The organism is Enterobacter chengduensis, assembly GCF_001984825.2.
Lineage (GTDB): Bacteria > Pseudomonadota > Gammaproteobacteria > Enterobacterales > Enterobacteriaceae > Enterobacter > Enterobacter chengduensis.
In genome coordinates, this window is sequence record NZ_CP043318.1 from 3,130,672 (window position 1) to 3,145,542 (window position 14,871).

Here is a 14,871-nt window from a genome sequence, read left to right on the forward strand (position 1 = left end):
GGTTGTATTATTTTGGTATGACGATGAAATGGTACGACCTAGCTAAATCCCTGATGAAATCACAGGGAATTACTCAAGAGCAGATGGCAGAACATCTTGGCATAACCAAAGGTGCAGTAAGCCATTGGTTGAATGCTCGGCGTCAGCCTAGCCTGGAGGAGATCGCACGAATCCTAGAGTTTTTAGGGAAAAAAAATTTTTCTGTTGGTGCGGGTGGTTTAATAGTTGATGAGACCCTCAAAGGGGATGTTGAGTACGTTGGCAGGTACAAGCCAGGTAAAAAGTATCCGGTATTAAGTAGCGTCAAAGCTGGGGCTTGGGGGGAAGCTGTAGAAGCTTATACCCTGAAAGATATCGATCTATGGCTTGAGTCTGATGCTCATATCCAGGGAGAGGCATTCTGGCTAGAAGTTGAAGGTGATTCTATGACAGCACCAGTTGGCCTGAGTATTCCTGAGGGTACCTTTGTCTTGTTCGATACAGGAAGAGATCCTATAAACGGTAGCTTGGTGATTGCAAAACTATCAGATACAAATGAAGCCACTTTCAAAAAATTGATCATTGATGGGGGCCAAAAATATTTAAAAGGACTAAATCCGCAATGGCCCCTTGTTCCAATTAATGGTAACTGTCGAATCATTGGTGTTGCCGTTGAAACTAAGCTACGACTTCTCTAAAAATCATACGATGCCCAGCGACCCGCTGGGTTCTATGAATCATACTTCGCTCCACGTCTAAATAATCTAACACTCAACTATCAACAACAATTCTTTCGTTAATAAACAAATACATAATGTTAATCATGATTTTTGTATACAAATCGTATTGACCAAAATGAATACGTTTTGTATATTCAAATCATCGACAGTGAACATTATGGGTGTCAGGAATGAAGATAGAGTTGGTAGTTGACGGAAAAATTACTGCCGAGTGCAGTGATGAGTCGCAGTTTCTGGCGTTCAATGCGGCAGTTTTTAGCGCTCTTTCAGACATGCAAATTACCCTTCATGCCGAACGAAGGGCTCGAGCAAAATCAAAAATGGCGGCCTTCAACGAGAAATTTTTTAAAACGGATCCCACGGGTCGCAATTGAGCGAATCCAGAAGCTTGATGGTCTGATAGGTAATGGCTTCTTGTTTTACAGTGCTTTCTGGGCTTGAAAGTTGATCGCGCAATAATTGTATCTGGTTATGCAGGTCATCTGATAGTGGACCCTCGTTAGCACAGATTGCAGCTGAAATTGTCTTAATCGCAGCTTCAATAGCAGTGAGTCTTAACTCAGTAATATCGTTATTCATAGGGTTAACTTCTTGGCTGTGTGAGAACTCCAAGAATACCACTGAGCCTGACGTGGTGAAAAGACAGGCAAAGTTTTCATTGCTGTGTGTAGTCTTGGCGGTCGGCAGTTGTGAATGTCCTTAATGTCGACCGCCCCTTTTACACAATTGAAAGCGCGTTCAGCCGGTTCCTTGAGAGGCCTCAGTCGTTAAATCAACCTCAGGAGAACGCGCTCCCAATTGTGGAGAAATAACGTGTCGACATTGCAGTGTCGATTATGGCTGCCAGCCTCAAGCATCCTCCGGGTGTTTGGTGATGGTAATAACGCCATCTCAACCAACAGGAGACGATGTGCCTGTTCTGGTTGGATTGGAAAAATGTTCTTAGCCCGCTTCGCGGCGGGCACTTTTTCTGGAGGCAGCATGTCTGCGAATGATTTGGCTGTTAAGTATGGTACTTATCAGCCCGAAAATTTACTGGTCATTCTTCCACTTGAAGAAGCGTCAGACATTATACGTGAAAGTCTCCGCACCGAGGTTCGCAACGAGCTGGAATATGAATACGATGACCGTATTTCTTCTGCTGAAGAAGAGGCATCTGATTGGGAATCACGGGCAGATAGTTACGAATGCGATGCGATTAGTTTTGCTAGGGCGATAGAGAAAGCCTTGCTTGCACCAACTCAGGAGGAAGCAAAGATTATTCTCGAGCGCGTTCGTTCTGATAATCGCGAATATTTTTAATTCCTAATGAATAGATACGAATTTGGCAGCATTCAAGTGCCGGGATTCGTGCAACCAAAATTCAGCACTGTGCAGAGCGCTTATAACACGGAGAAACTATCCATGACGAACACACAGAACGTCACCGAGTTACAACCACGCATGACCAGAAAGCAGCTTATTGACGCAGCTCGAAAGGCCGCCCCTCTCCTTCCAGCTGCTTACGGCTGGATGGTTAACGAACTGGCTACACGCCTTGATGTTACCAGCGTTGCGCTGTGTGAAGCGTTGGCACATCGTAAGGAACTGGCTGAGCAGAACGCTACCCTGCGTGAGGATGTCACCAGCTGGGCAAAAGAGTGTGACCGTATAGAAGAGCGCCACACCAAAACGCCTACCAACATGCACATGCTGGAAGCTCAGCGAGAACTGCGTGAGCTCACTCCTGTCGTCCTTTGCCTGAAGAGCGAGGTTGCTCTCTAATGGCTAATTCATTCAAGCAAATGACCAAGGCCGGTGTAATTAAGCGCTCCGATACCGGGATGTTTATCGCTCTTTCCGATATCCACGTTCGTGAAGGTTTCAACAAGCGTGAAGATGATGAACGCACCCGCCAGGCTGATGATGACCTGTTCAACTACCTGATGAGCGGCGGATCAGTTCCACCGCTGGAAGTTATCGCTCGTGATGAAGGTGGAGTGTGGGTTGTTGAAGGTCACCGCCGTCGCCGCTGCTACGCACGCTGCGCTGAAGCTGGCAAGCCAGTAGACCGAATCCATATCATGCCGTTCAACGGTAACGATGTGCAGCGCCTGGCGCGCATCATGACCAGCAACAACCAACTCCCGCTCTCCGATATGGAACAGGCAGCTGTTATTCAGGAGCTACATAACGCCTTCAACCAGACCACCAGCGAGATAGCAAAGCTGGTTAATAAGTCTTTGGCCACCGTAGAGAAGTTATTACTCCTCAGCACAGCAAACCATGATGTGCAGCGGGAAGTTAAATCCGGTGCCGTATCTGTTGACGTTGCTGTGGACCGCGTTCGCGAGTATGGCGAACAGGCGGGTGAGGTTCTCCAGCATGACAAAGCAGTCGCTGCTGCCCAAGGGAAATCGAAAGTTACCCGCAGTTCTATCGCCCCAGAACTAAGCATCAAGAACGCGCGCCGTTTCGTTGAGCTTATGGCTCAGGCTGCAATCAGTGATGAAGGTGTTTTCACTCTTGAAGGTGTGGCGCTAGCTGAAGCGCTGGCAATTATCGACGAGCACAAAGCCATTGCTGAAGCGCGTGAAACGTATCGCTTGTCTCAGCCAGTCCCGACCACTGAAATTCGCGGACGAACTCTGTATGTGATGCTCGATGGTAAAGACATTGGTCGGGCCTCACTGTACCGCGGAAAAACAGTTTGGCTGGACATGGGTGACAAAACCATTGCCGCCAGCCAGTCAAAGGCTGTGGCCCACTTCGTTAAGCAACACAAACTGAAGCAGGAAAATAATCATGACAGCCAATAAACCAATGACCGGCGAACAACTGGATGAACTGATGACTATTGCAGTCAATATGCAGCGCGATAGTGAGAAATCGGGTGACCGTCCCACCGCTATGTTCGCCTATGCAGTTCAGGTTGCCGTTATGGAACTGCGTAAGGTTCGTGATGATGCTGCTGCGCTGGCAGCGGAGAATGCGGGACTGAAGTCAGTTGACGTGTGGATGAACGCTGATGAAGTTGGCGGCTCTGCCGCTGATAAGGCAATTGAGAATGGCGCCACTCCAGAGGAAGCTACGCGAGCAGGTGTGCAAGCTGTTATTGACTCATTCAAAACCCCTACAACTAACACTTTCCTGGCTGAAGTGCGGGCGCAGGCGAGAAATGAGCTGGTTGATGAGCTAGAAGCTCGGTTCACCGAATTATCCCAGACCAGCACAACACCAGAGTTGCGAATTGGTGCTGCTGGCGCCGCTGGTTTTGTCTCTACTTTTCGCACACGGACAGAGGGGTCACCCGATGAGCAACATCGACAAACGTGCGACAGAGCTGCTGATTGAAAACGGTGTACTTGTTGCCGACACGCTGAGGCATTTGGCTGATAACGAAATTGACTCAGACTACTTTGCTATTTGCCACTCCAACGAAAACGGCACTGAGGTTGAATGCGAGCTGGCAATCACGGATTACGCGCGCCAAGCAGCCGGAACCGTAGATGAGTTGGTCAAGGCGCTGGAAGCCGCAGAGAAGCGGATTGCTGAGCTTGAGGCGCGGAAGGTGACATTACCCGAGCGCTATGAAGTTGAAATGTGTCCAACGCCTTCCCCGGATGGGGATTGGTATTCACGCGAGGATGTGTTGGCGGCGCTAGCAACTGCTGGCCTAAAGGTCGCCGCAGCCGGTAAAGGAGAGGCATCATGAAAACGTTCACTATCGGCTGGCTCAACAAATGCCGTTGCGGAAATAAATCACACACAGTCAAAACAGCTCGTGGAAACGAAAGTGGCTTGTGGGATGACGATGCCGTTAAGTGCAACTCCTGCGGTCGTGGGGGTGTGATTCAAGTCTGTGAGGGTCAGGCGCGCGTTTTATGGGAAACCGATGAAGAGATGGCTGAAGGAAAGCCCATGAGCACTATTACCAAAGAGCAGGCGCAGAAAATCATTGATGCAGCCGATGCGGTTATTACCACGCTGGCCGGAACTAACGAGGATGTTCACCCTGAGAGCGACAACATGCTCCATCTGTGGGATGCCCTGAATGACCGTTACGCGCCGCCGGAAGTTGTGCGTGAGCTGGCGCGTATCGCGCTGGCATCGCTCGAAGCGGAGGCTGTGGCATGGATGGTTAAAGATGCTGATACAGGCGAAAAAATCATTCGCTCTGACAGGTCGTGTTTTGAAGGTTCTTGTCAGCCGTTATACACCGCCCCGCCAGCGCCGGTATCTGTGCCTGATGAAAACGGCCTTCTTCCATGCCCATGCTGCGGCGGCCGTGCTGAGTTTGATTATGATGACGATAACCTCAACTGGATATCTTGCAACGCTTGTGGAATATCAACCGACACCGCATATCACACAGACGAGGACGCAAGAGATAAGTTGCGTGAGATATGGAATCGCCGCGCCGCTATGCTTCATGGTGCCGATGGCAACTCTCCGGTGATTCCGGATGGTTGGGTACTGGTGCCGGTTGAGCCGACCTATCAGATGTGCGAGGCGATGGGTCTGCCATGGGAGAGTCCGCGATTCCCAGATCGCTATAAGGCGATGATTGCAGCAGCACCTCAGAAGGAGGTGAAGAATGGCTAACCTGCAACTGGCTGTTAACGGTGAATACTTCGACCAGATGAAAGCCGGCGAGAAGGTCGAAGAGTATCGCCTGGTCAATACGTACTGGTGCCGCAGGCTCTCACATGGTCATAACCAGCAGTTACCGCGCCGCTTTGACCGCCTGATTATTACCCGCGGCTATCCAAGAAAAGACGATGCTGACCGTCGTATAGACATCCCGTACGCTGGCTACGAAGTGAAGACGATAACACACCCGCACTTCGGACCTGACCCGGTGAAGGTGTTCGCGATAAAGGTGAACACCCATGCCTAACCCATTCGACGCAGTAATATTCGTGCTGCTGGTCATAGGCGCACTTCAGGAAATGGGGTGGCTTCCATGGTGAGCAAACTCAAACAGCGGCGCTTGCGCCGCCTTAAAGCGGATGTAGCTTGGTGGCGAGAGGAGGCAGAGGATTGTCGCTACCGTCTACTGGAGTTGGCCGGTGAAATCGACAGACTCAAAAAGCTGGTTATCCACGTGCCGATGCCGGTTCTCATGCCGAAGGAGATGGTCCACCAGCTTTATCACACTGAAACAAAAAGATGTCGTACCTGCAATGATGGGCTCCGTGGCGGTTGCTCATCTTGCATTTTCTATAAGAGATAGCCGGGTGCAGCCGGTTAAGTGGAGAGCTTTACGATGAGCGGACAAAGCCAACGTTTTCTTACCCCTGATGACCTGTATCAGCTTACTGGTTATCGCCGCCCCTCCCTTCAGTGCAGAGCGCTGAAAGAAAGCGGTGTATTTTTTGTACCACGAAAAGACGGCAGGCCGGGAACTACATGGGATCATGTAACTAATCCTGCTGGACTGAAGCTGGTAGTGAACAATCCAGAGGAAGAAGAACCAAACTTTAAGGACATGTAATGCCCAGAATCCGCAAAAACCCAGAAGACAACTGGATGCCGCCCCGCGTGCGTCGCGGCAAATCTGCTTATGAGTTCAGAACGCCAGACGGGAGAACTGTGAGATTGTGCAACCTCGATCTCACAAAGTCTCAGGTCTGGGCATCCTATGAAAACTTCATCAACGATATAAAGGTTGGTTCCAACTTCCATGCTCTATGCGAAGAGTTTTTTAACTCTGGTGACTTCCATGAGCTGGCAACAGAAACCAGAAAGGATTACCGGAAATATGGTTCAAAGGTAAATGTCGTTTTCGGCAAAATGAAACCAGAAAACATCAAGCCGGAGCATATCAGAAAGTATATGGATAAGAGGGGGATAAAGAGCAGAGTTCAGGCGAACCGAGAAAAAGCGTTTATGTCGAGGGTATTCAGGTGGGCATATGAGCGTGGCAAAGTGAAGATGAATCCATGCCAGGGTGTGAAGCAGTTTAAAGAGCAGGCCCGCACAAGATACGTGACGGATAAGGAATATGATGCACTATTAAGTGTTTCGTCGGTCCCGGTGAAAATTGCTATGGAGTTGGCTTATTTATGCTGCGCGCGCCAGGGAGACATTCTGGATCTTAAAAAGAGTCAGATACTTGATGAAGGCATTCTGATTCAGCAAAGCAAGACAGCAGTGAGTCAAATCAAGGCGTGGACAGTACGCCTGTCAAATGCGGTCAAGCTGGCTGATTCTCTACCTTTAAATAGTGGAATGGTGAGTCTTTACGTGATCCACCAGCAGTCTGGCTCTCGTTATACGCGTGATGCCTTTAATGCTCAGTGGATGAAGGCGAAAAAATTAGCCGCTGAAAAATTTCCTGAACTCGAATTTAACTTCACGTTCCATGATCTGAAAGCTAAAGGGATATCTGATCTGGAAGGAACGCTGCATGAGAAACAGGAAATATCAGGCCATAAAAATGCTTCTCAGACTGCAAGATATAACCGCAAAATATCTGTAGTGCCGGTGGTTGGGGGGCAGTAATGCCCTCTTTCTGTGGCGAAGTCGAATGGCGAAACAATGGCGAATGGCGAAAAACATGCAATAAAAAACCACCTTTCGGTGGTTTATACGACACTGCTTATCATTGATTTTATTCTAGTTTTCCCATGGTAGCCGGAGTGGGACTTGAACCCACACAGCGCGAACGCCGAGGGATTTTAAATTCTACGTAGGATCAATGAGTTACATAGCAGTGCATTGCGAAACTTTGCTGACGTTGAATGGTCGTCTTTGCAACCACTGGCAGAAAATGGATAGCCGTAGATTGCGTTGAGCACAGAAACAGCACAGGGTAATCGTCTACCTGGTCCTGTAAAGGAGGTTGTTGCCACACAAGCTAAAGCGCTTGACCTGCCCCCAGTATTCGGTACAACTGTCAGTTAGTAATGGACTGACCCCACCCCGGTAGACGATCCTGCCCTATAGTTTGAGTATAGGGGGAGCATATGGGCACACCACGATTTACACCTGAATTTAAGGAAGAAGCCGTCCGACAGATAACGGAACGCGGTTATTCCGTTGCCGAAGTATCTGACCGTCTGGGCGTTTCTGCCCACAGCCTCTACAAGTGGCTACGGGCTATCAAACCGGATAACAGCGAGCAGCATGCCCGGGATTTACTGGAAGCCAAAAGCGAGATCCTGAAACTACGGGCGCAGCTAAAACGTACCGAAGAAGAACGGGATATCCTGAAAAAGGCCGCGCGGTACTTTGGAAGGGAGCCCGACTGAAGTACCGCTTTATCAATGAGCACCGCACTGTATGGGGTGTGATGACAATGTGTCGGGTACTGGATGTCGCCCGGGCCGGGTTCTACGCGTGGCTGCATAACCCGGTCTCGGCACGTGATAAAGATAATCAGCGTCTGCTGACGCTTATCCGTGACTCCTATTCACTGAGCGGAGGCGTATACGGTTACCGGCGGGTTCATGGCGACCTGAACGAAATCGGGGAAACCTGCGGTAAAAACCGGGTGGGCCGTATTATGCAACTGAACCGGATTAAAGCCGTGCGCGGCTATAAAGCGCCGCGTCGTATCGCTGGCAGACCTTCAGTGGTTGCCCCTAATCGCGTGCAGCGGCAGTTTACTGTTGTCCGGGCCAATCAGGTCTGGGTCACCGACATTACTTATATCCGCACCTGGCAGGGCTGGCTGTATCTGGCGGTGGTTATCGATCTCTTCGCCCGTAACGTGGTGGGCTGGTCGATGAAGCCCACTCTCTCACGCGAACTGGCGCTGGATGCACTGATGATGGCGGTCTGGCGACGTAAACCCGACGGCGAGGTCATCGTGCACTCAGACCAGGGAAGCCAGTACGGCAGTGACGACTGGCAGCGCTTCTGCCGGGCTAATAACCTGGTCCCGAGCATGAGCCGGCGTGGCAACTGCTGGGATAATGCGGTGGCCGAATCGTTCTTCAGTTCACTGAAAAAAGAGCGCATCAGGAAGAGAATATACAAAACCCGGGATCTAGCCCGGGCGGATATCTTCGATTACATTGAAGTGTTCTACAACCGGGCCCGGCGCCACAGTCACCTCGGCGGCGTCAGTCCGGAGGCCTTCGAACAGGCCTCGTCGTGAGGACAGAATTTGTCTACGGGCGTGGGGTCAGTCCACAACACCACGGTCAATCAACCAATGACTGAGCAAATCAGGCTCAACATTACGGTTGTTAGGACGCGTGTGCCAATCGCCTAGATAACGATAGCCCAATTCCTCAATAAAAAACCTGGCTACGCGCTGTTGAGTTGCGCGTTCACGTTGTCCGACAGTTGTCACTGTTCTTATTACCTTTAACTAATTATGCCAATTCAGACTCAAACGCTGCATCATTCGCTTCAGCCTCTGCGCCATCAATTAATGCCAAGACTCGGTCAAGAAAGCGTTGCGCTTCGTATACATCTGTTGCTTGCCGCAGATAATGAGGTATTCGTTCAACAAACTCGGAACGTGATAAAGGCTGATGTTCCAGCAAAGCCTCAAGCATTGCGGGCCGCAACAAACGACGATCAGCATCAACATTAGGAAGCTCAACCTCAATGACATGTGTGGCAAAATACTTAAGTTGCTCCTTAAGCCCCAAATTGGGCATAAGAGAATCAATTGAGTCAGACGCCACTTCAGCGCTTGACTCAATCGTTTCTACATATTCATAGGAAGGTACAACAACGTCTGGAGCCAATGTTTTAAGCTCATGGAGTTTACGGATAATCGGAGATAGAACCTCATCAGGATTACTGAACCAATCAGTGGACCAAATGCGGCTAATTCTCCAACCCAAACGCTCCAGAACCTCTTGACGCAAACGGTCACGATCACGAGCAGATTTAGCTGAGTGATAAGCCGCACCATCACACTCTATGCCCATTAAGTAACGGCCAGGACAACCTGGATCTTTCACAGCTAGATCAATAAAGAATCCTGCAACCCCTACCTGAGGTTCACACTCAAACCCAGCGTGATTGAGTGCTTCCATTACAGCAACCTCAAAGTCACTATCTGGAGCCCTGCCGGTATGCGTTGTGAGGGAATCTAGTTTGCCACTTTCGGCAAACTGTAAAAAACCTTTCAACGAAATAACACCAAGTTTACTGGTTTCACTCGTCAATACATCTTCAGAACGCATTGAACTAAACACATGCATCCGTTTTTTTGATCGAGTGAAAAGCACATTCAAGCGACGCCAGCCAACATCGGAATTGATAGGTCCAAAGCGTTGATAAACCTTTCCACCATGCTCAGAAGGTCCATAGGTAAAGGAAATAAAGATTACATCACGCTCATCCCCTTGAACGTTCTCAAGGTTTTTCACAAAAAGTGGCTCTTCCATGGCATATAAGCCATCGATTGCATCGTTAAATTCAGGGCGATTTCGGCGCAATTCATCGATAGCGCGCTCAATTTGATCGCGTTGCTTGGAACTCATGGCCACTACCCCGAGTGACTCACCCGGCCGGTGTTGCGCATGATGAAGTACGGCCTCAGCAACTGCTTGGGCTTCTTCAATATTGTGTTGATTGGAGAACCGACCTTTTGACACATAGGTAAATTTAATCCCATACTCTGGAGACTCAGCATTTGGGGAAGGGAATATCACCAAATCACTGTTATAAAAATGGCGGTTAGAGTATGCAATCAACTTTTCATGTCGTGAACGATAGTGCCAACGCAAACGTCTCATAGGAAACAGTGGCAAAGCAGCATCCAAAATGCTGTCAGTATCACTTAAAGCCGCGGCATCATCGTCATCTTCTCCGTCGGCACTTCGATCAAAGAAACTGGTTGGTGGTAGCTGTTTCGGGTCACCAACGACCACTAGTTGCTTGCCCCTCGCGATGACACCCAATGCATCCTCTGGCTTCACCTGAGACGCTTCGTCCATCACCACCAGATCAAATTCCATTCGTCCAGGTTCTAGGTAATGAGCTGCTGACATTGGCCCCATCATGAAACAAGGTTTAATTGCAACCAGCGCATTACATGCACGGTTAACCAATTGCCTAATTGGAATATGTCTGGTTTTTTTACCCAACTCATTTTTGATCAAAGCTAGTTCTGTATATTCACTTTTCTTACCACCAGAATTCCCTTCTGGTATATTTCGGCAAGCAATTTTTGCTGCAATCCGCTGACGTTGTAATTCAATCAGTTTTTTGTCGTAATCTTTAAATGACTTCTGCAAAGCATTGCGCTGTGAGCCGGAAACTCTCATCAATTCAGGGTGGATGTGAATAACCTCCCGCGCCAGCTGGTCATGAATTGCTAATGCTAAACCCAATTCAACTTTTTCAATCGGGAGCGAGCCCGCAAGTACAGCACTCCAGATTCGCTGCAATCCATTTTCATGCATCTGCTCGTAACAACGAATAAAGTTAACCCACCCGTTCAACCAACGGGGTTGCTGTATTGCTCTTTCGTTGCGCTCGATTAATGTATTAAGAGAACCATCAGTCGACTTGAGCCACTGACTCCGCTCTAACTTTGTTTCTAGCGCATATAACTCAGCATTTTTAATCTGTTCATTCCATTTCGAAACTATTTCCCCACCATCACGACATAGTAAATCGTAATCACTACCACTAGCCAAATGTCTGATCTGGGTAGCCAAGGATACGCAATTTATCTTATCAACCAGTTGCTCGGCAAAATTCAGCGTGTCGTTAATAGTGTCTAACGTCAGTTGATTATTTTTATACGCACCGCAAGCCAATGGGGTTAATTGTAAAAACGCCCCTAACTGTAACGAGTCATTTTCAAGGGATATCTGAAGATCGTTTATGTTTTGCAAAATCTCGGAGGAATGAGTCATCTGCTCTAATGATATATCTGGATTGATAAACCATCCCTGCAAGGCAATGAGAGTATTCCGCACCTGTCGGTAAGATTGCATCAATACACCTTGCTCACCTAACCAAGATGCATGTTCTTCCAACAAGCTAGAAATACGCGGTAATAACTTAGCCTCGTGCTCGACCCGTTTAACCAAAGTCATTAATCTTGAGCTAATCTGCGATTTCTCGATTAAATGCACACCTTTGATAATCTCACCATCTAGGTTAAATAATCCAGAGCCTATCGCAACTCGCTTTCCAAAACCTATCCCGTAACAAGCTCGGACCTTCTTGTACCAATCACGCAATAACATGAGTTGTTCACAGTCGGTGTCCAACCCTCGGAATGCATTACCAAGTTGATTACCAAAGTCACTTTGTTCAAACCGTTGTAACAGCTCCGAATACTTGAGCAAATCAGCTGAGCAGCGTTTTAACTCAGCAAACTTAGTGTCAGGCTTACGAGATTGCGCCATGAGCAGTGCCTTGGCACTACGCCAATCACTCTTAAACCATGCAAATAATCCCCCTTGCTGGATAACAGCAACGGCATGCGCGAGCATCTCTTGGGAAGGCAACTGGTCCAATTGATACAAAGTAGATAGACCATCTCTTAAAGGACGCAATGTTTCGATTTGACACATTAAGTCGCGCAATACTGCATCGATATCATCATCATCAAAAAGAGGATCTCGAACTCTAATAAGCTCAGTCGGTAAAGCACCCAGAATCGACAACAACTCAGAGCAGAATAGCAATCCAGCTTGCGAATCATCGATATACGAAGCAATACCATCTGGCAAAGCATTTTTGAAATCGTTTAATTGCGCATAAATAGATGATAACTCATCATGAATTGATTGGATGGATTCAAGCCACCTGACCAAATCACGTAAAGTGAAATCCTCTGCTGCACCATATTTTTCCAGCTCTTCACGAGGAAAGTCACACGATTGTCCTTGTTCTAAAAGTCGTAGCTTTTGAGGCTCGATAACCTGGCTCAAGGCCACATAATGACCTTGTAGCAACTCGAACCTATCTAAATAGTGACGCACCCGTGCAATGGCATCGGGTGAATCTAGCTCACTAAGTGCTGGGAAATGCTCTGAACCACACAACACTGGAAGATTCGACTGATCTTCTACCAATTGCTCAATATATTGAAGCGTATTAAGGCTTTCGCCTTCTAACGCCCACTTATCTACATATTCTTGATAGCTATGTTGAAAGTCGATAATTGATGTCTGCCAAGTTTGTAGCAAATCGACTATACGAGCGCTGTCAAACAATTGAATTTGTGTGTTATTCACACCGCTCCAAGGGTGCTCATATATTTCTGCATTAGCCCCCACCTGCTCACGAACCTCTTTGTAGATGCGGCTAAACTCTACTATTTGGTCACGCAGCCGTAATTGGGTCACTTTATCCAACTGCTTCCCGGAAAGGTTTTCGATATGAAGTGCTGTTGCATCAATATCTAATTTGTGACGATAACGGGTTGCACCACTCAAAATCTGATGGATCGTTTTGCCTGTTTGCGCCCATTGGTTATTGATCAATGCGGCATATTCATTGAGCTGCTGCTTAAGATCTTCATAACGCAAAATCTGAGCATCAATCTCTTCCATAGTAGGCATGGTCGCCTGACTCACCAAGCGAGCATTAATATCATCCAGCACCTTGCGCTTATGAGTTTTATGACTGTGCAACTCTAAGCAAAATTGACCTAGCCCCGCACGATCCAAGCGACGTTTGACGACCTCCAGTGCAGCCATCTTCTCTGCCACAAACAGGACTTTCTTACCGTTGAGCAGAGCTGCTGCAATCAAGTTGGTGATCGTTTGTGATTTGCCACTACCAGGAGGGCCCTCAATGACTAAGTTTTGACCACGGATAGCATCGATCAACGCACTGTGCTGCGAGCTATCCGCATCATCGATTAGTGGAACCTTGTCATGAATATCAGGGTAACTATCGATGCAGTACTCATGCTGACCGAAGCCACCAGGTAAGCCGGAATTCTCTTGACCACAGCTCTGACTGGTGAAAAAGCGACGAATTACTTCATGAGACAATATATTGCGCTTGTCACAAGGCCAGCGGGCAGGATCGAGGTCAAGATACATCATCATCTTGCCAAAATTGAGCAAGCTAAGTGCACCATAACGTTTCACAGACCATTTAGGTTTGTGCTGCTCTACAACCTTCTTCACCGAAGCAAAATAAGACTCTGGAGTTTCCTCTTCATTGAACAAAGGAAGAGCGAGTCCAAAGTCAGCCTGAAGTTTTTCCTTCAAAGAGAGATTGGGCAAAATATCTTCACCCGTGTAATAAAGTTGAAACTTGTAAAGACCATCCTTCGGATCTAATTTTCCTCGTTCACATCTCACCGGAATTGTAAATAACGGTGCATAACGTGCCTTTTCAGAGGAATCGCTTTCATACCACTCAAGGAACCCTAACGCCAAATACAAGATGTTGGCGCCACTCTCCTCCAAAGCAGTTTGAGCCTTACCATAGATGGCGCGCAAACAAGCTTCCAGTTCATTTGGATAAAGCAGAGCCTGTATCCGATTATCGTCATGAGAGGGATTGGAAGAAGATATACTAATCTCATTCCCAGCCTTTGCCTGTCGTTCAAAATCCTCAAGCCCTTCATAGCCTGCTAAGCAGCACGCCTCCTTCAACGCTGACAAAGCTATACCTTGATTAACGTATTCAGAACGAATCCCTGTTAATTTTCCATTCTGGCCTTGGGCATATTGCAAGATAAACTGATGGGCTTTTTCCAGCAACTCTCTATCTGAATCAGAAACAACCGTTTTATGGCTATTTGGTAAATCAAAATCTGTACGGATTCCTAAGACGTGCGCCCAATCCTTAGCGCTAGGATGAGCTCTTAACTGTATATCTTTACCATCTGGCCCAACTTTGAGATAGCCATGCTCTAACAGCTGCGCTCTAGTTGGATCGGGCACAGGAGCAAATTCCATCGGGATTTCCGAGCAAAGGGTTTCATAAAGCTGTTCTGATAATTCATCAACAATACGTAGTGAAGACCCTTTTTGAGTGATAGGGAAATTCAAAAGTCGATTTCGAGACGTAAGGTCCAATAACTTCTTACGCATAGCCTCGAGGGAAGTCAGAATAAAATCTGAGCCTCCTTGATTGAGTTCCTCTGCTGTAGAGGTATCTACAGTCGACATAATGTTCTCCATTTCTTAGGGTCCACAAGTAAAACGTTTTATGCTGATGCATCACAAAAAGACCGCAGTAAACTGCTGCAAAGAAGAGGAGATTTTTAGTCTCCCCTTCT

The 14,871-nt window shown here is 47.8% G+C and carries 12 protein-coding genes and 1 pseudogene; 11 read left to right on the forward strand and 2 right to left on the reverse strand.

The genetic code is table 11. The annotated features are described in order from the left end of the window. Positions 1–17: 17 nt before the first annotated feature. Positions 18–677 carry a LexA family protein gene (locus tag FY206_RS15265; RefSeq protein WP_077064550.1) on the forward strand — a complete coding sequence of 220 codons (660 nt, stop codon included), beginning with the start codon at positions 18–20 and terminating at the stop codon, positions 675–677. Between the two features lie 387 nt (positions 678–1,064). Here the strand turns inward: FY206_RS15265 and FY206_RS15275 are convergent, their stop codons facing one another. Next, positions 1,065–1,298 (reverse strand): hypothetical protein, encoded by a 234-nt coding sequence (locus tag FY206_RS15275; RefSeq protein ID WP_131825687.1) that lies wholly within the window; start codon positions 1,296–1,298, stop codon positions 1,065–1,067. A 402-nt stretch (positions 1,299–1,700) separates the two neighbouring features. Between FY206_RS15275 and FY206_RS15280 the strand changes: the two genes are divergently transcribed. The 10 genes and pseudogenes from FY206_RS15280 to FY206_RS15335 all read left to right on the forward strand — a co-directional run bounded on the left by FY206_RS15280 (position 1,701) and on the right by FY206_RS15335 (position 8,805). After that, positions 1,701–2,021: a hypothetical protein gene (locus FY206_RS15280; protein WP_207708322.1), complete on the forward strand. Its 321-nt coding sequence runs from the start codon at positions 1,701–1,703 to the stop codon at positions 2,019–2,021. Between the two features lie 102 nt (positions 2,022–2,123). Continuing rightward, the gene (locus tag FY206_RS15285) at positions 2,124–2,483 is read left to right on the forward strand and encodes a hypothetical protein (RefSeq protein WP_243144139.1); all 360 of its coding nucleotides are present in this window, start codon (positions 2,124–2,126) and stop codon (positions 2,481–2,483) included. Continuing rightward, a complete protein-coding gene (locus FY206_RS15290; protein WP_077064547.1) occupies positions 2,483–3,517 on the forward strand; it encodes a chromosome partitioning protein ParB in 1,035 nt (344 codons plus the stop codon). Before FY206_RS15285 ends, FY206_RS15290 begins: the two co-directional genes overlap by 1 nt. Then, positions 3,504–4,052 (forward strand): hypothetical protein, encoded by a 549-nt coding sequence (locus FY206_RS15295; protein ID WP_077064546.1) that lies wholly within the window; start codon positions 3,504–3,506, stop codon positions 4,050–4,052. The genes FY206_RS15290 and FY206_RS15295 overlap by 14 nt, the downstream gene beginning before the upstream one ends. Then, positions 4,039–4,413: pseudogene (locus tag FY206_RS15300) on the forward strand (ead/Ea22-like family protein); the annotation flags it as partial. The gene FY206_RS15295 and the pseudogene FY206_RS15300, both read left to right, overlap by 14 nt. After that, the gene (locus FY206_RS15305; RefSeq protein ID WP_080500351.1) at positions 4,410–5,303 is read left to right on the forward strand and encodes a Lar family restriction alleviation protein; all 894 of its coding nucleotides are present in this window, start codon (positions 4,410–4,412) and stop codon (positions 5,301–5,303) included. The pseudogene FY206_RS15300 and the gene FY206_RS15305, both read left to right, overlap by 4 nt. Continuing rightward, positions 5,296–5,598: an RNA-binding protein gene (locus FY206_RS15310; RefSeq protein ID WP_077064545.1), complete on the forward strand. Its 303-nt coding sequence runs from the start codon at positions 5,296–5,298 to the stop codon at positions 5,596–5,598. Before FY206_RS15305 ends, FY206_RS15310 begins: the two co-directional genes overlap by 8 nt. 369 nt (positions 5,599–5,967) lie before the next feature. Then, the gene (locus tag FY206_RS15320) at positions 5,968–6,195 is read left to right on the forward strand and encodes a DUF4224 domain-containing protein (protein ID WP_016063584.1); all 228 of its coding nucleotides are present in this window, start codon (positions 5,968–5,970) and stop codon (positions 6,193–6,195) included. Further along, a complete protein-coding gene (locus FY206_RS15325) occupies positions 6,195–7,205 on the forward strand; it encodes a tyrosine-type recombinase/integrase (protein ID WP_077064543.1) in 1,011 nt (336 codons plus the stop codon). The genes FY206_RS15320 and FY206_RS15325 overlap by 1 nt, the downstream gene beginning before the upstream one ends. 464 nt (positions 7,206–7,669) lie before the next feature. Beyond that, positions 7,670–8,805 (forward strand): IS3 family transposase gene (locus FY206_RS15335; RefSeq protein WP_207708323.1). Its coding sequence is split into 2 segments (ribosomal slippage): positions 7,670–7,916 and positions 7,916–8,805, totalling 1,137 coding nucleotides; the frame shifts between segments, so codons are not numbered across the junction. A gap of 220 nt (positions 8,806–9,025) precedes the next feature. Here FY206_RS15335 and hhe read toward each other — a convergent pair. Then, the gene (gene hhe, locus FY206_RS15340) at positions 9,026–14,761 is read right to left on the reverse strand and encodes a DUF4011 domain-containing anti-phage protein Hhe (protein ID WP_077064541.1); all 5,736 of its coding nucleotides are present in this window, start codon (positions 14,759–14,761) and stop codon (positions 9,026–9,028) included. Between the last annotated feature and the right edge of the window lie 110 nt (positions 14,762–14,871).

Coding starts and splice junctions, on each gene's coding strand:
- hhe (WP_077064541.1), bottom strand. CDS start 14,761: ATGTCGACTGTAGATACCTCTACAGCAGAGGAACTCAATCAAGGAGGC.
- FY206_RS15275 (WP_131825687.1), bottom strand. CDS start 1,298: ATGAATAACGATATTACTGAGTTAAGACTCACTGCTATTGAAGCTGCG.
- FY206_RS15280 (WP_207708322.1), top strand. CDS start 1,701: ATGTCTGCGAATGATTTGGCTGTTAAGTATGGTACTTATCAGCCCGAA.
- FY206_RS15320 (WP_016063584.1), top strand. CDS start 5,968: ATGAGCGGACAAAGCCAACGTTTTCTTACCCCTGATGACCTGTATCAG.
- FY206_RS15265 (WP_077064550.1), top strand. CDS start 18: ATGACGATGAAATGGTACGACCTAGCTAAATCCCTGATGAAATCACAG.
- FY206_RS15285 (WP_243144139.1), top strand. CDS start 2,124: ATGACGAACACACAGAACGTCACCGAGTTACAACCACGCATGACCAGA.
- FY206_RS15310 (WP_077064545.1), top strand. CDS start 5,296: ATGGCTAACCTGCAACTGGCTGTTAACGGTGAATACTTCGACCAGATG.
- FY206_RS15295 (WP_077064546.1), top strand. CDS start 3,504: ATGACAGCCAATAAACCAATGACCGGCGAACAACTGGATGAACTGATG.
- FY206_RS15325 (WP_077064543.1), top strand. CDS start 6,195: ATGCCCAGAATCCGCAAAAACCCAGAAGACAACTGGATGCCGCCCCGC.
- FY206_RS15305 (WP_080500351.1), top strand. CDS start 4,410: ATGAAAACGTTCACTATCGGCTGGCTCAACAAATGCCGTTGCGGAAAT.
- FY206_RS15290 (WP_077064547.1), top strand. CDS start 2,483: ATGGCTAATTCATTCAAGCAAATGACCAAGGCCGGTGTAATTAAGCGC.